17 protein-coding genes are annotated in these 18,065 nt (G+C 62.2%); 5 read left to right on the forward strand and 12 right to left on the reverse strand.

The window, feature by feature from the left end; genetic code table 11:
• Nucleotides 1–105: 105 nt before the first annotated feature.
• From IPM27_00105 to IPM27_00125, 5 genes are read right to left on the reverse strand one after another with little or no spacing between them, the layout of a single operon-like run.
• A complete protein-coding gene (locus IPM27_00105; protein MBK9159970.1) occupies nucleotides 106–504 on the reverse strand; it encodes a barstar family protein in 399 nt (132 codons plus the stop codon).
• Nucleotides 501–1,028 carry a hypothetical protein gene (locus tag IPM27_00110; protein MBK9159971.1) on the reverse strand — a complete coding sequence of 176 codons (528 nt, stop codon included), beginning with the start codon at nucleotides 1,026–1,028 and terminating at the stop codon, nucleotides 501–503. The genes IPM27_00105 and IPM27_00110 overlap by 4 nt, the downstream gene beginning before the upstream one ends.
• Nucleotides 1,025–2,836: an aspartate--tRNA ligase gene (aspS, locus tag IPM27_00115; protein ID MBK9159972.1), complete on the reverse strand. Its 1,812-nt coding sequence runs from the start codon at nucleotides 2,834–2,836 to the stop codon at nucleotides 1,025–1,027. Before aspS ends, IPM27_00110 begins: the two co-directional genes overlap by 4 nt.
• A 26-nt stretch (nucleotides 2,837–2,862) precedes the next feature.
• Nucleotides 2,863–3,486, reverse strand: coding sequence for a DUF502 domain-containing protein (locus IPM27_00120; GenBank protein MBK9159973.1), 624 nt, complete (start codon nucleotides 3,484–3,486; stop codon nucleotides 2,863–2,865).
• Nucleotides 3,487–3,489: 3 nt separating this feature from the next.
• Nucleotides 3,490–3,738, reverse strand: coding sequence for a zinc ribbon domain-containing protein (locus IPM27_00125; GenBank protein MBK9159974.1), 249 nt, complete (start codon nucleotides 3,736–3,738; stop codon nucleotides 3,490–3,492).
• A 242-nt stretch (nucleotides 3,739–3,980) separates the two neighbouring features.
• On the opposite strand from IPM27_00125, the gene IPM27_00130 reads away from it, so the two are divergent.
• On the forward strand, nucleotides 3,981–5,423 hold the full coding sequence (locus IPM27_00130) for a DEAD/DEAH box helicase (protein MBK9159975.1): 1,443 nt from the start codon (nucleotides 3,981–3,983) through the stop codon (nucleotides 5,421–5,423).
• Nucleotides 5,424–5,483: 60 nt separating this feature from the next.
• Here IPM27_00130 and IPM27_00135 read toward each other — a convergent pair whose 3' ends face one another.
• From IPM27_00135 to trxA, 7 genes are all read right to left on the reverse strand, one after another.
• Complete coding sequence (locus IPM27_00135) at nucleotides 5,484–5,924, reverse strand: hypothetical protein (GenBank protein ID MBK9159976.1); 441 nt, start codon at nucleotides 5,922–5,924, stop codon at nucleotides 5,484–5,486.
• A 32-nt stretch (nucleotides 5,925–5,956) separates the two neighbouring features.
• On the reverse strand, nucleotides 5,957–7,075 hold the full coding sequence (locus IPM27_00140; GenBank protein MBK9159977.1) for a glutamate 5-kinase: 1,119 nt from the start codon (nucleotides 7,073–7,075) through the stop codon (nucleotides 5,957–5,959).
• 8 nt (nucleotides 7,076–7,083) lie between these two features.
• Nucleotides 7,084–8,148, reverse strand: coding sequence for a GTPase ObgE (gene obgE, locus IPM27_00145; protein ID MBK9159978.1), 1,065 nt, complete (start codon nucleotides 8,146–8,148; stop codon nucleotides 7,084–7,086).
• A 246-nt stretch (nucleotides 8,149–8,394) separates the two neighbouring features.
• On the reverse strand, nucleotides 8,395–8,652 hold the full coding sequence (rpmA, locus tag IPM27_00150; GenBank protein ID MBK9159979.1) for a 50S ribosomal protein L27: 258 nt from the start codon (nucleotides 8,650–8,652) through the stop codon (nucleotides 8,395–8,397).
• Nucleotides 8,653–8,678: 26 nt separating this feature from the next.
• Entirely contained in the window at nucleotides 8,679–8,990 is a 312-nt protein-coding gene (gene rplU, locus IPM27_00155; GenBank protein ID MBK9159980.1) for a 50S ribosomal protein L21, read from the reverse strand.
• 150 nt (nucleotides 8,991–9,140) lie between these two features.
• On the reverse strand, nucleotides 9,141–10,397 hold the full coding sequence (rho, locus tag IPM27_00160) for a transcription termination factor Rho (protein ID MBK9159981.1): 1,257 nt from the start codon (nucleotides 10,395–10,397) through the stop codon (nucleotides 9,141–9,143).
• A gap of 164 nt (nucleotides 10,398–10,561) precedes the next feature.
• A complete protein-coding gene (gene trxA / locus IPM27_00165) occupies nucleotides 10,562–10,888 on the reverse strand; it encodes a thioredoxin TrxA (GenBank protein MBK9159982.1) in 327 nt (108 codons plus the stop codon).
• 207 nt (nucleotides 10,889–11,095) lie between these two features.
• Between trxA and IPM27_00170 the strand changes: the two genes are divergently transcribed.
• The 4 genes from IPM27_00170 to IPM27_00185 are packed head-to-tail and all read left to right on the forward strand — an operon-like array spanning nucleotide 11,096 to nucleotide 18,062.
• Nucleotides 11,096–11,419 (forward strand): ferredoxin family protein, encoded by a 324-nt coding sequence (locus IPM27_00170; protein MBK9159983.1) that lies wholly within the window; start codon nucleotides 11,096–11,098, stop codon nucleotides 11,417–11,419.
• Nucleotides 11,416–14,241, forward strand: coding sequence for a PD-(D/E)XK nuclease family protein (locus tag IPM27_00175; GenBank protein ID MBK9159984.1), 2,826 nt, complete (start codon nucleotides 11,416–11,418; stop codon nucleotides 14,239–14,241). The genes IPM27_00170 and IPM27_00175 overlap by 4 nt, the downstream gene beginning before the upstream one ends.
• A complete protein-coding gene (locus tag IPM27_00180; GenBank protein ID MBK9159985.1) occupies nucleotides 14,234–17,833 on the forward strand; it encodes a UvrD-helicase domain-containing protein in 3,600 nt (1,199 codons plus the stop codon). Before IPM27_00175 ends, IPM27_00180 begins: the two co-directional genes overlap by 8 nt.
• Nucleotides 17,823–18,062 carry a (2Fe-2S)-binding protein gene (locus IPM27_00185; GenBank protein ID MBK9159986.1) on the forward strand — a complete coding sequence of 80 codons (240 nt, stop codon included), beginning with the start codon at nucleotides 17,823–17,825 and terminating at the stop codon, nucleotides 18,060–18,062. The genes IPM27_00180 and IPM27_00185 overlap by 11 nt, the downstream gene beginning before the upstream one ends.
• The last annotated feature ends 3 nt before the right edge of the window (nucleotides 18,063–18,065 follow it).

The following is an 18,065-nucleotide window of genomic DNA, read 5'->3' on the forward strand; positions in this document are numbered from 1 at the left end:
TTCGAAGGAGAGACAAGGTGGAGACGATTGGGCGACGCGGTCAGCGCGCTTGGTACGGTCAGGAGCGGATGAGGAAGCCAGCACAGTATCGCCGATGAAGTGAAGTCAGGAGAAGAATATCCAGAACGGCTTGTTGCGTTGCCGCCAATACAGCGCGGTATCCGCAAAGATGTCCTGCGCGATCTCGCGGTCGTGGGCGGACAGGCCGAGGGTGTCGCTGGCATTGCGCAACAGCAGCACATAGCCCGCCACGCTGCCGTGCCACGACAGGTCGCACAGATCGTCGGCCAGCGCGTCCCAGTTCGCGCCGAACCCGGACGGGAAAGCCGCCGCGCGCGCCAGCGCGTCGAGCAGTTTCTGTTTGCCCTTGATGCCCTTGAGGTCGGCCTCGAGTAGCGCGAAGCCGGCCTCGCGGGCGGCGGCGCGCAGCGCGTCGAGATCGCAGGCCAGCGTATAGGGGCCGGTCCTGTCCGTGTCGTTAAGTTGCTGTGCCAGTGTGTTCATGGCTGCTCCCTGATGCGACTGAAGGTTTGATAGTGGTCGGCAGTGTAATAGCACTCTGGAAACTCGGTTAAAGTTGCTGCGCGGGCGAATCGCTGCGTTGCGCGGTGCTCGCTATCTTGCCTACCATTACGGTATGTCTCGGTCGCTCCGCTCCGTGCGCCTTGCGCTTCATCCCGCTCGCGACCTTTTCCTGAGTTTCCTTCCGGCAGCGGGCCGCACACGATGCGCCGCTTGCCGCGATGGCGTACGCCGGGTGTCTTGACCGTGTATTCGCGGTAATAGACGCGCGGCTGTCTCGGCAGGATCCGTTCATGGTTGCCGAATGTCGAGCCGTCGCGCGAGTAGGGGAACGGCCCGCCCCGCTTGATCGTGCGCAGCGTGTCGTGCGCTTCCGCGGGCAGTTCCGATACCGCGATGACCGCCAGTTCACGCGGTGCTGCCGGGCCGGCCTGCGCGGCAGGCAGCCACAGCAGGGCAGCCAGCGCGACCGGCCCGAATCGCAGCGCGCGCAGCAGGCCGCTCAACCTTTGTGAACCTCTGCGGAGACCTCCGCGACGGTCTGCACCTGCTGGCGCAAACGGATATGCAGGTCGCGCAACTGGTGCTCGTCCACTGCGCTCGGCGCATGGGTCAGCAGGCATTGCGCGCGCTGGGTCTTGGGGAAGGCGATCACGTCGCGGATCGACTCGGCGCCGGTCATCATGGTGACGATGCGGTCCAGGCCGAACGCCAGTCCGCCATGCGGCGGTGCGCCGTATTGCAACGCGTCGAGCAGGAAGCCGAACTTGAGTTGTGCTTCTTCCGCGTCGATGTTCAGCGCGCGGAACACCTGGCTCTGCACTTCTTCCTTGTGGATACGCACCGAGCCGCCGCCCAGTTCCCAGCCGTTCAGCGCCAGGTCGTAGGCCTTGGCCAGGCAGAGGCCGGGGTCGGTTTCCAGGTACTGGAGATGCTCGTCCTTGGGCGAGGTGAACGGATGGTGGCAGGCGACCCAGCGCTTGCTTTCGTCGTCGTATTCGAACATCGGGAAGTCCACCACCCACAGCGGTTCCCATGCCTTGCCATTGGTGTAACCCTTCTCGTGGCCGATCTTGCCGCGCAACGCGCCCAGCGCATCGTTGACGACCTTGGTCTTGTCGGCGCCGAAGAAGATCAGGTCGCCGTTCTGCGCGCCGGTGCGCTCGACGATGGCCTTCAGCGCTTCCTCGTGGAGGTTCTTGACGATGGGCGATTGCAGGCCGGTCTCGTTCAACTGCGTGATGTCGTTGACCTTGATGTAGGCGAGCCCCCTGGCGCCGTAGATCTTGACGAATTCCGTGTAGCCGTCGATCTCGCCCCGGCTGAACGAGGCGCCGCCGGGGATGCGCAGGGCCGCGACGCGGCCGCCGGAAGTGGCCGGGCCGGAGAACACCTTGAACGCGACATCCCGGACCACGTCGGTGACTTCGGTCAGTTCCAGCGTCACGCGCAGGTCGGGCTTGTCGGAACCGAAACGGCGCATCGCTTCCGCATGGGTCATGCGCGGGAACGGGTTGGGCAGCTCGATGTCCAGCGCTTCCTTGAATACGGTGCGCATCAGTTCTTCCATCAGCGCGGTGATCTGCTGCTCGGTGAGGAACGAGGTCTCGATATCGACCTGGGTGAATTCAGGCTGGCGGTCGGCGCGCAGATCCTCGTCGCGGAAACACTTGGTGATCTGGTAGTAGCGGTCGAAGCCGGCCACCATCAGCATCTGCTTGAACAGTTGCGGCGATTGCGGCAGCGCGAAGAACTCGCCCGGATGCACGCGCGACGGCACCAGATAGTCGCGCGCGCCTTCCGGCGTGGACTTGGTCAGCATCGGCGTCTCGATGTCGATGAAGCCGTGGCTGTCGAGGAAACGGCGGAACGCCATCGTCACCTTGTAGCGCAGCATCATGTTCTTCTGCATCTGCGGGCGGCGCAGGTCGACCACGCGATGGGTCAGGCGCACGGTCTCGGACAGGTTCTCGTCGTCCAGCTGGAACGGCGGCGTGACCGACGTGTTCAGCACCTCGATCTCGTGGCACAGCACCTCGATCTCGCCGCTGCCGATGTTGGGATTGGTCGTTCCTTCGGGGCGGCGGCGCACCTTGCCGGTGATGCGCAGCACGAATTCATTGCGCACCGATTCGGCGATCCCGAACATCTCAGGGCGGTCCGGGTCGCACACCACCTGTGCCAGGCCTTCGCGGTCGCGCAGGTCGATGAAGATCACCCCGCCGTGGTCGCGGCGGCGGTGCGCCCAGCCGCACAGGCTGACGGTCTGGTCGAGTTGGTCGGTATTCAATGATCCGCAGTAATGAGTTCGCATGATTCGGCTTCTTGTAAAAAACGGGGTTAGTCCTGCATGGCGACCGGGACGGGCGCATGGGCAGGTTCGGGTGTGGCGACCACGCCCATCGAGACGATGGTGCGCAGAGCTTCGTCCACGGTCATGTCCAGCTCGATGGTGTCGGCCTTGCGCACATAGAAATAGAAACCGTTCACCGGGCTGGGTGTGGTGGGGATGAATACCGCCACGTATTCCTCGTCGAAACGGCTGCTCACTTCGCCCGGCACGTTGGTCTGGAACGCCAGCGACCATGCATGCGGATGCGGATAATGCACCAGCAGCACCTTGCGGAACGAATTGCCGCTGCCGGTCAGCAACGTGTCGCTGACCTGCTTCACGCCCTTGTAGATGCTGCCGACGAACGGCACATGCAGCATCGCCTTTTCGGAATGATCCCACAGGCGCTGGCCGAACACGTTGCGGATCAGCAGGCCGGTCAGCAGCACCACGCCGAAGGTCAGGATGATGCCCAGTCCGGGGATATGGATGCCCAGCACCTCATCGGGATGCCAATGTTGCGGCAGCAGCAGCAGCGTCTGGTCCATCGTGCCGATGGTCAGGTTCAGCACCCAGATGGTGATACCCAGCGGGATCCAGACCAGCAGCCCGGTGATGAGATATTTTTTCATTGATCAGCTGTTGCCGCCGGCCATCGGGCAGGATCCGGCCGCCGCGCAGGGCGCGCACTCGGACTTGGGCTTGTCTTTGAAATCGGTGGCGTAATAACCGCTGCCCTTCAGCTGGAATCCGGCTGCAGTCAGTTGTTTCGAAAAGGTTTCCTTGCCGCATTCCGGGCAGATGGCGAGCGGGGCATCGCTCAGTTTCTGCATCACGTCCTTTTGCAGGCCGCAACTGGAACATGCATAGGCATAAATAGGCATTTCATTCTCCTGTCGGGGAATTTTCAAAGGCGCGCATTATACATTAGGGCGCCGGCCGGAGTAGGGGATTCCCGGCATGTTTCCCCGTTGTCGTCCAGCTATGGGTATAATGCGCGCCGCCCGGCGCACAACCAATCATCGCCGGCTCCCTTGATCCACTCCCGATCATTTCGATCACTTGATCCGTCTGCCTCGATTGGTGTCGCCCGTTACGGGTTGCAGGCCGTCGCAGGAGTATTGTTTTGTCCAATGAAATCACTTTTACCGGCCTGAATCTGGCCGAACCCTTGTTGCGTGCCATCGCCGACGCAGGCTACACCAGCCCCACCCCGGTGCAGGCTCAGGCTATCCCGCTGGTGCTGGCGGGCGGCGACCTGCTGGCGGGCGCGCAGACCGGCACCGGCAAGACCGCCGGTTTCACGTTGCCGATCCTGCAACTCCTGACCGGAAAGCCGGCCGCGAACCAGCGTCCCGGCAGGCCGCGCTGCCTGATCCTCGTCCCGACGCGCGAACTTGCGGCGCAGGTCGAGGAATCGGTACAGACCTACGGCAAATACCTGTCGCTGAAATCCATGGTGATGTTCGGCGGCGTCAACATCAATCCGCAGATCAGCGCGCTGCGCGGCAAGGTGGACATCCTGGTGGCGACACCCGGGCGCCTGCTCGACCACGTCGGGCAGAAGACGCTGGACCTGTCCGCCGTGGAGATCCTGGTGCTGGACGAGGCCGACCGCATGCTGGACATGGGTTTCATCCGCGATATCCGCAAGATCCTCGCGCTGCTGCCGAAACAGCGCCAGAACCTGCTGTTCTCGGCGACCTATTCCGACGAGATCAAGACGCTGGCTGACGGACTGCTGCACGATCCCGGTTATGTCGAGGTGGCGCGCCGCAACACGACCTCCGAACTGGTCGAACAAAGCGTCCATCTGGTGCCGCAAAAGATGAAGAGTTATCTGCTCGCCCACCTGATCAGGCACAACGACTGGAAGCAGGTGCTGGTGTTCACCCGCACCAAGCACGGCGCGAACCGCCTGGCCGAGAAACTGTGCAAGGACGACATCCCCGCGATGGCGATCCACGGCAACAAGAGCCAGTCGGCGCGCACCAAGGCGCTGGCGCAATTCAAGGACGGCTCGCTGCCGGTGCTGGTCGCCACCGACATCGCCGCACGCGGGCTGGATATCGACATGCTCCCGCATGTGGTGAATTTCGAGTTGCCCAACGTGCCGGAAGACTATGTGCACCGCATCGGTCGCACCGGTCGCGCGGGCAGCAACGGCGCGGCGATCTCGCTGGTGGACAGCGAAGAGCTGGCGTATCTGAAAAGCATCGAGCGCTTGATCAAGCGCGAGATCCCGAAAGTGGTGGTGGACTCCTTCGTGCCGCCGGCCCATGTTCCGGCAGACGCGCCGCGCCCGCCGCGTCCGCAACACGGACAACGGCGCCATGGCAACACGACGGCCAGGACCCCTGCGGCGCGCGATGGACAGAACCGGAAACCACCGCGCAATCCTCAGCAGCGCGACCCGCAAGGGCATGCCGGAAAGCAGCAGCCAGCCAAGCCGCGTCCGGCGCAACAGCAGCCGGCCACGCAGAAACACCTGTCCGAGGCGGCGCGCCATCAGGCCATGCCACAACCCGCGTTGTTCTCGCCCAAGCCGTCGGCGCGACGCGGGAAATAGGGGTATTGATTCGGTTTCGTGACGAATGGGGTGTGGCTACGACACAGCTTGTTGCGCAGACTATTGATCCGGCATGTAAACAGTATCGGCTTCGTCATTCCGGGCTTGACCCGGAATCCAGCGATAATAAATATTGGCGCGATTTGCGCGCCACTGGATGCCCGCATTCGCGGGCATGACGTTGCTATATTGATGCCGGATCAATAGCCTGCACCGCAACCTGGTATTCCTGTATTTCTGAGCAGGGTTGTGGCTACGACATAACTTGCTACGCAAGTTAGCCTGCGCCGCAATCTCGTCCTGTTGTTTTGCTGTGAAATGATTGTGGCTACGACATAACTTGCTACGCAAGTTAGCCTGCGCCGCAATCTCGTCCTGTTGTTTTGCTGTGAAATGATTGTGGCTACGACATAACTTGCTACGCAAGTTAGCCTGCGCCGCAATCTCGTCCTGTTGTTTTGCTGTGAAATGATTGTGGCTACGACATAACTTGCTACGCAAGTTAGCCTGCGCCGCAATCTCGTCCTGTTGTTTTACAACAGGACGAGATTGTCCCGGTGGATGATCTCGGCGTCTCCGCCATAGCCGAGGATGGTTTCGATCTCGCGGCTGGCATGGCGTGCGATGCGCCGCGCTTCTTCGGCGCTGTAGTTGGTTAGCCCGCGGGCGATGTCCTTGCCGTCCTCGCCGATGCAGGCGACCGCTGCGCCGCGCTTGAAATCTCCGATCACCCGGATCACGCCGATGGGCAACAGGCTCTTGCCGTCGCTGCGCAATGCCTTGGCTGCGCCCGCATCCAGCACCAGTTTCCCGGCCACTTGCAGATGATCGGCCAGCCATTGCTTGCGGGCCGCGAGGGTGGGGGTGGGGGCGGTCAGCAGCGTGCCGATGGCTTCTCCGGCCATCAGCCGCAACAGCACGTCACGTTCGTGTCCGGATGCGATGACGGTATGCGCGCCGCTGCGTGCCGCACGTTTGGCGGCGAGTATCTTGGTGATCATCCCGCCGCGTCCGATGTGGCTGCCGGCCCCACCCGCCATGCGCTCCAGTTGCTCGTCCCCGGCCTGTGCCTCGCCGACCAGTACCGCAGCAGGATCCTGGCGCGGATCGGCCGTGTACAGCCCGCTCTGGTCGGTGAGGATGAACAGCGCATCGGCTTCGATCAGGTTGGTGACCAGTGCCGCCAGCGTATCGTTGTCGCCGAACTTGATCTCGTCGGTCACCACGGTGTCGTTCTCGTTGATGATGGGGATGACGCGCAGGGAGAGCAGCGTGGTCAGCGTGGCGCGCGCATTCAGGTAGCGCTCGCGGTCGGCCAGGTCGGCGTGGGTGAGCAATACCTGGGCGGCATGCAGGTCGTGTTTGCGGAAACAGCTTTCGTAGGCCTGCACCAGCCCCATCTGTCCGACGGCAGCCGCGGCCTGCAGGTCGTGGATCGAATGGGGGCGGGTGCGCCAGCCGAGCCGCTGCATGCCTTCGGCGATCGCGCCGGAAGAAACCAGCACCACTTCATGGCCGCTCTCGCTGAGCGCGGTGATCTGCCGGGCCCAGTTGCCGAGCGCGCCAAGGTCGAGCCCGGCGCCCTGGTTCGTCACCAGACTGCTGCCCACTTTGACGACGATGCGCTTGCACCGGGTTAGAACGGTTTTCATATTCGGTCTCAGATCGTATCCGCGTCGGTTTCCTGCGCGCTGCGTGCCGCTGCCTGCTGTTCCAGATCGTGCATGGATTGTAAGTGTTCCATGATGGAGTAGGTCAATTCCTTGCAACCTTCGCCATTGATCGCCGAGATGGCGAAGTGGCGGTCGAAGTCGGTGAATTCCCTGAGGAACGCTTCGACCTTCTCGGCGCCGTTTTCCAGCAGATCCAGCTTGTTCAGTACCAGCCAGCGCGGTTTTTCATAAAGTGACTGGTCGTACTTCTTCAGTTCGTTCAGGATCGCGCGAGCCTCGGCGACCGGGTCGGTACCTTCATGCAGCGGGGCGATATCCACCAGGTGCAGCAACAGGCGGGTGCGCGCCAGGTGGCGCAGGAACTGGTGCCCCAGACCGGCGCCTTCCGCCGCGCCTTCGATCAGGCCGGGGATGTCGGCGATCACGAAGCTCTTCTCATGCGATACGCGCACCACGCCCAGATTCGGATGCAGTGTGGTGAACGGATAATCGGCCACTTTGGGTTTGGCGGCCGAGACCGAGCGGATAAAGGTGGACTTGCCCGCATTCGGCATGCCGAGCAGGCCGACATCGGCCAGTACTTTCAATTCGAGCTGCAGTTCGCGCTCTTCGCCCGGTTCACCGGGGGTGCACTGGCGCGGCGCGCGGTTGGTGCTGGATTTGAAGTGGATGTTGCCCAGCCCGCCCTTGCCGCCCTGGGCCAGCAGGGCCTTTTCGCCGTCGTGCGTCAGGTCGGCGATGACCTCGCCGCTGTTGATGTCGGTGATGACCGTTCCGATCGGCATGCGCAGGATGATGTCGTCGGCTCCCTTGCCGTAGCAATCGGAGCCGCGTCCCGACTCGCCGTTCCTGGCGCGGTGCATGCGCGTGAAGCGATAGTCGATCAGGGTGTTGATGTTGCGGTCGGCCAGCGCGTAGATGCTGCCGCCGCGCCCGCCGTCGCCGCCGTCCGGGCCGCCCTTGTCGATGTATTTCTCGCGGCGGAAGCTGGCGATGCCGTTGCCGCCCTTGCCCGCGAACACTTCGATCCTGGTTTCGTCGATGAATTTCATATTGTGTGTCTATTCAACCTGAAAACTAAATCCGTCCACGAAAAACACGAAAGGCAAGAAATGAAACAAGAGATTTTATCAACTCGGCAATTTACCCATTGGGTATCGGTTTACAGCATGGAGTTTTTTTAATTCTTCGTGCTTTTCGTGCCTTTCGTGGACAATATTCTTTGGTTCAATCAACTTTCGGTACGAATAAAAAAAGCCCTACCTTGCGATAGGGCTCATTCTAACTGCTTTGCGTGCTTACGCAGCGACGATGCTGACCGTCTTGCGCTTCAGCGCACCCTTGGTGGCGAAAACCACCTTGCCGGTGATCTTGGCGAACAAGGTGTGATCCTTGCCCATGCCGACGTTGTCGCCCGCGTGGACCTGAGTGCCGCGCTGACGCACGATGATGCTGCCCGCACTGATCAATTCTCCGCCGTAGCTTTTTACGCCGAGTCGTTTCGAATGCGAGTCGCGACCGTTACTGGTACTGCCGCCGCCTTTTTTCGATGCCATGTTCTATGCTCCTTACAGATATACGTTTACGCGGAGATTCCGTCGATGCGGATCTCGGTGTAGTTTTGACGATGACCCTGCGATTTGCGGTAGTGCTTGCGGCGGCGCATCTTGAAGATGCTGACCTTGTCGCCACGACCATGTGCAACGATGGTCGCCTGCACCGATGCACCGGTCAACAGCGGCTTGCCCACGGACAGCTTGTCGCCGTCGGCTACCATCAGCACTTTGTCCAGCACGATGGCGCTACCCACGTCGCCGGGGATGGTTTCGATTTTCAGGGTTTCACCGGAGGAAACGCGATATTGCTTACCACCGGTTTTAATGACTGCGTACATAACAACCTCGATTGATTGCGGTTTTTGCGAAGGCGCGGATTATACATAAATATCCCGCCCCGTCAAAACCATTTTTTGTGTGGTAGAAGGCCTGGTCCCCGCCTGCGTCCGGGGTCCGGGAAGCTTGGCCCGGCGGGGGGGGGCCGTGGATCAGCGGCGCATGGAGTCGAAGAACTCCGCGTTGTTCTTGGTCGCCTTGATCTTGTCGAGCAGGAATTCCATCGCTTCCAGTTCGTCCATCGGATAGAGCAGCTTGCGCAGCAGCCAGATCCTTTGCAGGATGTCCTGCTTGATCAGCAGTTCTTCCTTGCGCGTTCCGGAACGGTTGACGTTGATCGCGGGGTAGATGCGCTTTTCGGCCATGCGGCGGTCCAGATGGATCTCCATGTTGCCGGTGCCCTTGAATTCCTCGTAGATCACGTCGTCCATGCGGCTGCCGGTATCGACCAGTGCGGTGGCGATGATGGTCAGCGAGCCGCCTTCCTCGATATTGCGGGCCGCGCCGAAGAAACGCTTGGGGCGGTGCAGCGCGTTGGCGTCCACGCCGCCGGTCAGCACCTTGCCGGACGAGGGGATGACGGTGTTGTAGGCGCGCGCCAGACGGGTGATCGAGTCGAGCAGGATGACCACGTCCTTCTTGTGTTCGACCAGGCGTTTGGCCTTTTCCAGCACCATCTCGGCGACCTGCACATGGCGGCTGGCCGGTTCATCGAAGGTCGAGGCGACCACTTCGCCGCGCACGGTGCGGCTCATCTCGGTCACTTCCTCGGGGCGTTCGTCGATCAGCAGCACGATCAGGGTCGCGTCGGGATTGTTCGACGAGATGGAATGCGCGATGTGTTGCAGCATCACGGTCTTGCCGGACTTGGGCGAGGCGACCAGCAGGCCGCGCTGTCCCTTGCCGATTGGCGCGATGATGTCGATGATGCGCCCGGTGATGTTCTCTTCGGCCTTGATGTCGCGCTCGAGGCGTAGCGCCTCGGTCGGGAACAGCGGGGTCAGGTTCTCGAACAGGATCTTGTTCTTGGCATTCTCCGGCGGTTCGCCGTTGACCCGGTCCACCTTCACCAGTGCGACATAGCGCTCGCCGTCCTTCGGCGTGCGGATCTCGCCTTCGATGGAGTCTCCGGTATGCAGGTTGAAGCGGCGGATCTGGCTGGGGCTGACGTAAATGTCGTCCGGGCCGGCCAGATACGAGGTGTCCGGTGAACGCAGGAAGCCGAAGCCGTCCGGCAGGATTTCCAGCGTACCGTCGCCGAAGATGCTCTCGCCTTTCTTGGCATGGCTTTTCAGCAGCGCAAACATCAGGTCCTGCTTGCGCATTCGGTTGGCGTTCTCGATCTGGTTGGCCGCAGCCATTTCAACGAGTTCGGTGATGTGTTTGGTCTTTATGTCGGATAAATGCATGGCGATGCGGGAAGGATGATGGTGGAAAGTGCCGGGGAAAGGGTTTGGTTTTTGTCCGGGTGGAAGGTGACCACCCGCATGGCCTGGCGCGTATTCGTTTCTTGTTATGGGTCGTCGGGGACGAACTCAGTCAGGGAGGCGATGCGGGTGCGACAGTAAACGCTTTAAATGTGGCTGTCAATAAAAGCCGTCAATTGGGATTTGGACAAGGCACCCACTTTGGTGGCCTCGATGTTGCCGTTCTTGAACAGCATCAGTGTCGGAATGCCGCGAATGCCGAATTTCTGGGGCGTCTGCTGGTTTTCGTCCACGTTCAGCTTGGCGACGGTCAGGCGGCCTTCATATTCCTTGGAGATCTCGTCCAGGATGGGGGCGATCATGCGGCACGGGCCGCACCATTCTGCCCAGTAGTCCACCAGCACCGGCAGCGGGGATTGCAGCACTTCGGCGTCAAAGGTGGCGTCGGAAACGTAGTGTATATGTTCGCTCATGGTTAGGCTCTCGCTCTTCTATTTAAGGAATTTAGAATTGAATCAGGGTGCTTCCGGGGGAATAGGGGATGGATCATCGAATCTCAGGGCGCATCCTAACCAAAAAAATCGCCACTGTGAAGTGCGTATCGAACAACCCGCCGATTCCCTTGCCGGAGGCATCGCTCTGCTAGAATAGCGCGTCTTTCGAATTATCGGGGTGTCGCCATGACTTACGTTGTATCCGAGGCATGCATCAAGTGCAAATATACCGACTGCGTGGATGTCTGCCCGGTAGATTGCTTCCGCGAAGGGCCGAACTTCCTGGTGATCGACCCGGACGAATGCATCGATTGCACCCTGTGCGTGGCGGAATGCCCGGCCGGGGCGATCTATGCCGAGGATGACCTGCCGGCGGAGCAGCACCATTTCATTGCGTTGAATGCCGAACTGTCGAAGATCTGGCGGCCGATCGTGGAAAAGAAGGAGGCGCCTGCCGATGCCGACGAGTGGAAGGACGTAAAGGACAAGCTGCACCTTCTCGAGCGTTGAACTCCGAATTCCTTGACCGGGTAGCCGAACATATCCTGTCCTGCCATGCGCAGGACGTGCCCGATCTGCGCGGCATCGTCGTCCTGCTCCCCAACTATCACGTGGCCCAGCCGCTGGCGCAGGCGTTGATGCGCGCGGCCCGGGTGCCTGCCCTCCTGTTGCCCGAAATGGTCACCCTGAACGATTGGGCGCAGAAAACCCCTCTCGATATGCCCGTAGCCAGCGATAGCCAGCGCGGCGCCTTGCTCTACCAGCACCTGCGCAAGCAGCGATGGTTCGGCAACGCCGACCTGTGGGGAATGACGCGGGAACTGCTCAAACTGTTCGACGAACTCACCCTCTCCCTGCGCGAATTGCCGGGCGATGCGGATGCGTTCGCCGCCGCCGTGCAGCAGGCGTATCAGGCGCGGCAGAACGATGCGCTGCAACTGGAAGCGCGGCTGGTGTTCGAACTGTGGCATGCCATGCAGGCAGGAGACGAACTGGACGCGGCACGTGCCGGCCAGCAACGTCTGGCGAAGCTGGCGCGGCAGGCCGACCGGCCGCTGTATGTGCTGCGCGCCTCGGCATGGGATGCGGTGGAGCAGCGCTTCCTCGAGGAATACGAACAGCGTGCGGCCGTGAAGGTGTTCGACCTGCGGGAGGGTCGCTGCGAAGCAGCGGGGCACCCCCCGGCGTACTCCTTGCGGGTGCTGCGGGAGGTGCAGGCCCTCTCCCCGACCCTCTCCCAAAAGTGGGAGAGGGGGCAGGTCAGTTCCCCTCTCCCGTTTACGGGAGAGGGGTTAGGGGAGAGGGTGAAGTTCTTCGCCGCCACTTCCCTCGAACAGGAAGCCCGTGCCGCAGCCATGCAGGTACGCCGCTGGTTGAATGAAGGCAAGCGCGACATCGCCATCGTGGCGCAGGACCGCGTGGTGGCGCGGCGTACGCGCGCCCTGCTGGAGCGCGCCGAGGTGCTGGTGGCGGACGAGACCGGCTGGACCTTCGCCACGCTGTCGGTGAGCACCGTGCTCGACCGCTGGCTCACCGCATTGCAGAGCGACTTCTACCATCACGACCTGCTCGACCTGCTCAAATCGCCTTTCGTCTTCGCCGACCTGTCGGCGGGCGAGCGCAAGTCGGCCGTGTATCAACTGGAGCAACTGCTGCGCCGGCGCAGCGTGGTGGAAGGGCTGGGGAATTTCATCGCACTTGCCGAACATGAAGTGGCATTGCATGCCCCGCTGGCGCGCCTGCGTCAGGCGGCGGCATCGCTGGAGCAGGGCAGGAAAAAGACCCTGGCGGAATGGCTGGCCGCATTGCAGCAGAGCCTGCGCGTGCTGGGGATCGACCAGGGCCTGCAGCAGGACGAGGCGGGACAGCAACTGTTGCGCGCACTGGAAAACTGGCAACAGGAATTGCGCGGAGACAGTGGCCGATACGCCTTCCACGAATGGCGGCGCTGGCTGGCGCAGCAACTGGATGTCGAGACCTTCCGCGACAGCAGCATCGACAGCCCGGTGCGTTTCACCCACCTCGCGGCCACGCGCTGGCGCAGCTTCGATGCCGTGCTGCTGCTCGGTTGCGATGCCGACCACCTGCCCAGCGCGGCGGACGGCGGCCGCTGGTTCAACGATGCGGTGCGCGCCGCGCTCGACCTGCCCACGCGCGGCTTCCATGCCGCGCGCCAGCACGACGACCTGCGCGCCTTGCTGGCCATGAACGACACCGTGCTGGTCACCTGGCAGAAGGAACAGGACGGCGAAGCGCGGCTGCTGAGTCCGTTCCTGCAATTATTGCGAGATGAGAATGAGCAGGCGCATGGTGTCGATTCCCTCTCCCCAACCCTCTCCCGCGAGCGGGAGAGGGGGCGAACGGATCGTTCCGCTGGTTTTTCGTCAGACGAGCGCGAGCTGCACGCCTTGCTTGCGGCGGAAGACCGTCATCAGGCGGTGTTGCCGCCATCGGCACAACCGGCTCCCGGCGCATCGATGGCGTCCGTGCCGGCGGGCATCTCCATCAGCGGCTACAACACGCTGGTCGCCTGTCCCTACCAGTATTACGCACGTCACATCCTGAAACTCAACGAACTCGACGAAGTGCAGGAGGCCATCGAGAAGCGCGATTACGGCGAACGCGTGCATGCCATCCTGCAGCACTTCCACGAGCAATACCCGCAAGTGAGCGGGCACGACGCGGCGGAGATGGAGGCCGTTTTGCATCGTATCAGCGAATCGGTGTTCGCCGACCTGCTGGAACAGGATTTCGCGGCGCGCGCCTGGCTGGCGCGCTGGTACCGGTCGCTGCCCGCCTATCTCGAATGGCAGGCGGAGAACGAGGCGGCAGGCTGGCGCCATGCAGAAGCCGAGAAGACGTTCGCGCTGGAGCTGGATGGCGTGAATCTGCGTGGCCGCATCGACCGGCTGGACAAGAAGGATGGCGGGAAGCGGGTGCTGGACTACAAGACGCAGGACGAACAGATGCTGCGCAACAAGCTGAAAGAGCCGGGCGAGGATGTGCAGCTTGCCTGTTATGCCCATGCCGAAGGCGCGGGTGACGCTGCCTTCGTCAGCATCGAGAACGGCAAGGTGAGGAGCGTCGTGCCACCACACGATATCGCGCAACTGGCGCCGCTCAATATGGAGCGGCTGGTGCGGGTGATGAACGGGATACGCGGCGGGGCCGGGTTGCCCGCGAACGGCATCGATGCAGTGTGCGCTTATTGCGAAGTGCGCGGGGTGTGCAGAAAAGGGGAGTGGACTTCAGGATTCAGGATTCAGGATTCGGGATTCAGTTCCCCTCTCCCGCTAGCGGGAGAGGGGGTAGGGGAGAGGGCGGATGGATAACCACCTCGCCCTCGACCCCAGGCGCAGCGTCGTCGTCGAAGCCTGTGCGGGCAGCGGCAAGACCTGGTTGCTGGTGTCGCGCATCGCTCGCCTGTTGCTGGACGGTGCGCCGCCATCGCAGATCCTTGCCATCACTTTCACGCGCAAAGCCGCGCAGGAGATGCGGGCGCGCCTGCAGGAGTGGCTGCGCGACCTTGCGATGAAGGATGAAACCTTCGTGCGCCAGTTCTTCGCTGAACGCGGCATCGCGGAACTGAGCGACGAGCAGGTGCAACGCGCCCGCAGTCTGTATGGCGGTGTGTTGCTGGCCCAGCCCGGCATCACCATCAGCACCTTCCACGGCTGGTTCATGCAGGTGTTGCAGCGCGCGCCGCTGAGCGCCGACGTGATGCAGGGCATGAGCCTGCTGGAACGGGCCGGAGCGGAGCAGGAGGAAGCGTGGGAAGAGTTGCTGGAACAGATGCGAAAACAGCCCGACAGTGCCGAGGCGCGGCACATGCAGTGGCTGTTCTCCGAATATGGACTGTTCAATGCGCGCAAGCTTCTGTTCAACTTCCTCGGCAAGCGTGCGGAGTGGTGGGCTTACACCTCGCATCTTCCCTCACCTCTAGCCCCTCTCCCAATGGGCGAGGGGAACGAACTCCCTCTCCCTCCGGGAGAGGGTTGGGGTGAGGGAACGCCCGTTCAGTTCGCGCTGAATAAATTACGCCACAACCTCGACGTCGATCTTGAGGCCGATTTCCCCAGCGAATGGGGGCATTGCGGGATCAGCGAAGACTCGCTGTTCGCGTTCGCACACCATTGGGGGCACGGCGGCACCGAGGCGCAACAGGTCAAAGCCGCCGAACTGGAGCGTGCCTGGACGGACAATGCGCCGGGAACGCGCTTCGACAAGGTCTGGCCGCTGCTGTTCACCCAGGCCGGGGAGCCGCGCAAACTCAAGCCGACCAAAAAGCAGAACGAGGCGGTATTCGCAAAGTCACTGGCATACCTTCAGGCGAATCTGCAGCGGGTGCGCGACGAGATCGCCGAGCAGCAGGCCTATCGTCTGAACGAAGCCGTGCTGCATTGCGGCGTCGCCCTGCTCGAGCGCTACCAGTCACTCAAGGCGCAGCAGCAGCAGATGGACTTCTCCGATCTCGAATGGCAGTTGTGCCGCCTGCTGCAACAGAGCGAGCACGCCGAGACCATGCAGTACAAACTCGACAGCCGCTACCGCCATGTGCTGCTCGACGAGTTCCAGGACACCAACCCGCTGCAATGGCAGATCTTGCGCTCGTGGTTCGATGCGGCCGTGGCGGTGGAGTCGCAACCCGCCGTGTTCGTCGTCGGCGACCCCAAGCAATCCATCTACCGCTTCCGCCGTGCCGATGCGCGATTGTTCGGTGTGGCAAGGGAATACCTGCAGGAGCATTTCAACGCCGCGACGCTGGGCAACAGCCTCACCCGCCGCAACGCGCAACCCATCGTCGACGCGGTGAACGCCGTGTTCCGCGAACAGCCGGACGGTTTCGAATTCATCGAGCACCAGACGCTTCAAAAGGGATTGCCGGGACATGTGCTGGTGCTGCCGTTGGCTGAGGCACTCCCTCTCCCGCTTGCGGGAGAGGGCTGGGGAGAGGGCTCTGAAGAGGAACTGCAACTCCGCAACCCCCTCACCACCCCGCGCGCCGAAACCGGAGAAGGCGCGCGCCACAAGGAAGCCGAGCAATTCGCCGGCCAGTTGAGAACCATCGCCCGCGACTGGTCGGTGAACGACGGAGGCGAAGTTCGTCGTGCCGATTACGGCGACATCATGGTGCTGGTGCGCGCGCGCACCCACCTCGCGATCTACGAAGAAGCCCTGCGCGCGCAGCACATCCCGTTCATCAGTTCGCGGCGCGGCGGGTTGCTCGACACGCTGGAAGCCGAAGACGTGCAGGCTTTGTTGATGTTCCTCATCACACCGTTCGCCGACCTGGCGCTGGCGCAGGTGCTGCGCGCGCCTGTCTTCGCGTGCGGCGATGGGGACTTGCTACAGTTGTCAGGATTCAGGATTCAGGATTCAGGGGCGGAGCGCGACGCTGGCATTGCTGAATCCAGAATCCTGAATCCTGAATCCTCATGGTGGCAACGCCTGCAACAACTGCCCGAACCGTCTCCCGCATTGCAGCGTGCCGCTAGACTGCTGCAACGCTGGCTCGCCCTCGCCGACAAGCTCCCGGTGCACGACCTGCTCGACCGCATCTATTTCGAGGGCGACGTGATCGCGCGCTACCGCGCCGTGTTGCCGCCGGAGATGCGCGCCAAGGTCACCGCCAATCTGCACGCCTTCATGGAACAGGCGTTGAAGATAGATTCGGGGCGCTATCCCAGCCTGCCGCGCTTCCTGCAGGAATTGCGCGAACTGCGCGACGGCAGCGACGACGCGCCGGACGAAGGCAAGCTCGGCGCGGCGGGCGATGCGGTGCGCATCTACACCGTGCATGAGGCCAAGGGACTGGAAGCGCCCATCGTCTGGCTGCTGGATGCGAACACCGAGAAGAAGAACAGGGAAGGCAACGACGTGCTGCTCAACTGGCCGACCCACGAAGAACGCCCATCGCATTTCTCGATGTATGCCGACCAGGCCTCGCGCGGCAGGAAGCGCATGCCGTTGTTCGAGCAGGAAGCCGCGCAGCAGGCGCGCGAAGAGATGAACCTGCTCTACGTCGCGATGACCCGCGCACAGCAGGCGCTGATCGTCAGCGGCAACAGCAAAGGCGGGGAGAAAGAAGAGAAAAAGAAAGCCTTGTCGTGGTATGACCGCATCGCGGCAGCAACCCGCCAGCCCGTCATTCCGGCGCAGGCCGGAATCCAGTTGGACGAACAAGCCTCGCGTAGCGAGACAAATCTGTTATGTCGTCCGCAATGCGGGGATGATGATTCACTGGATTCCCGCTTGCGCGGGAATGACGGAAGTGTGACTGAACTTCCCCCCATCCTCCCCACCGGCAAACGGGCGGCCCGCAACACCGCGCAGCAACAGCGCGGCATCTGGCTGCATGCGCTGTTGCAGCACTTAACGACACCCTCTCCCCTAGCCCCTCTCCCGATGCCCTCTCCTCAATCCTCTGATGGAACTACCAAGCAATCGACTAAGCCAGCAGGCTGGCAAGTCGCTGCTTGTCCCGCAAGCGGGAGAGGAAGCGAACGAGAAAAGCAACTTTCAATTCTTGCGGGAGAGGGGTCAGGGGAGAGGGCTGATAATCAACGCGCCGAACTTCAATCACGCTTGGCCATCCCCGCGCCGGAAATGGAAACCCTCTGGCAACAGGCGCAAGCGCTGCTTGCCGCACCCCGCCTCGCGCGCTTCTTCGACGCCGCGCACTACCGCAGTGCCTGCAACGAGATGCCCTACGTCGATGCCGGGGGCAAACTGAAACGCATCGACCGGCTGGTCGAGTTCGACGACGAGGTGTGGGTGCTGGATTACAAGCTGGGCGACCCGGAAGATGCGGATCGCTACCGCGCGCAGATGCGGGAATACCGTGCCGCGATGCAGGCCGTGTATGCGGGGAAATCGGTCAGGTGTGCGCTGCTGTTTGCGAACGGGGTGTTGCATGAGTTGTGACAAGGAATCCCCGGATGCAAATCTTGGTGTCCCGAACGAAGAAGTTATGTGCAGTTGCAGCGGCACCAGACGGGGCTATATCCGGAGCCTGTTCGAGCAGGGCATGGATATCGATGCCATCTCCAGATGGACCGGTGCGCTCTCGGGCTGCGGTGGCTGCGAATGGGATATCGCGGCGTTCCTGAAGGAGCTCGCCGAACAGAAGAATAATCGTCAGACGGGGTCGTAACGG

The sequence above is a fragment of the Nitrosomonadales bacterium genome, from assembly GCA_016716325.1.
Classification (GTDB): Bacteria; Pseudomonadota; Gammaproteobacteria; order Burkholderiales; family Gallionellaceae; genus Gallionella.

Excerpts from the sequence above, each read along its gene's own strand:
- IPM27_00105 (MBK9159970.1), bottom strand. The coding sequence starts at position 504 with ATGAACACACTGGCACAGCAACTTAACGACACGGACAGGACCGGCCCC.
- aspS (MBK9159972.1), bottom strand. The coding sequence starts at position 2,836 with ATGCGAACTCATTACTGCGGATCATTGAATACCGACCAACTCGACCAG.
- IPM27_00120 (MBK9159973.1), bottom strand. The coding sequence starts at position 3,486 with ATGAAAAAATATCTCATCACCGGGCTGCTGGTCTGGATCCCGCTGGGT.
- IPM27_00125 (MBK9159974.1), bottom strand. The coding sequence starts at position 3,738 with ATGCCTATTTATGCCTATGCATGTTCCAGTTGCGGCCTGCAAAAGGAC.
- IPM27_00140 (MBK9159977.1), bottom strand. The coding sequence starts at position 7,075 with ATGAAAACCGTTCTAACCCGGTGCAAGCGCATCGTCGTCAAAGTGGGC.
- obgE (MBK9159978.1), bottom strand. The coding sequence starts at position 8,148 with ATGAAATTCATCGACGAAACCAGGATCGAAGTGTTCGCGGGCAAGGGC.
- rpmA (MBK9159979.1), bottom strand. The coding sequence starts at position 8,652 with ATGGCATCGAAAAAAGGCGGCGGCAGTACCAGTAACGGTCGCGACTCG.
- rplU (MBK9159980.1), bottom strand. The coding sequence starts at position 8,990 with ATGTACGCAGTCATTAAAACCGGTGGTAAGCAATATCGCGTTTCCTCC.
- rho (MBK9159981.1), bottom strand. The coding sequence starts at position 10,397 with ATGCATTTATCCGACATAAAGACCAAACACATCACCGAACTCGTTGAA.
- trxA (MBK9159982.1), bottom strand. The coding sequence starts at position 10,888 with ATGAGCGAACATATACACTACGTTTCCGACGCCACCTTTGACGCCGAA.
- IPM27_00170 (MBK9159983.1), top strand. The coding sequence starts at position 11,096 with ATGACTTACGTTGTATCCGAGGCATGCATCAAGTGCAAATATACCGAC.
- IPM27_00180 (MBK9159985.1), top strand. The coding sequence starts at position 14,234 with ATGGATAACCACCTCGCCCTCGACCCCAGGCGCAGCGTCGTCGTCGAA.
- IPM27_00185 (MBK9159986.1), top strand. The coding sequence starts at position 17,823 with ATGAGTTGTGACAAGGAATCCCCGGATGCAAATCTTGGTGTCCCGAAC.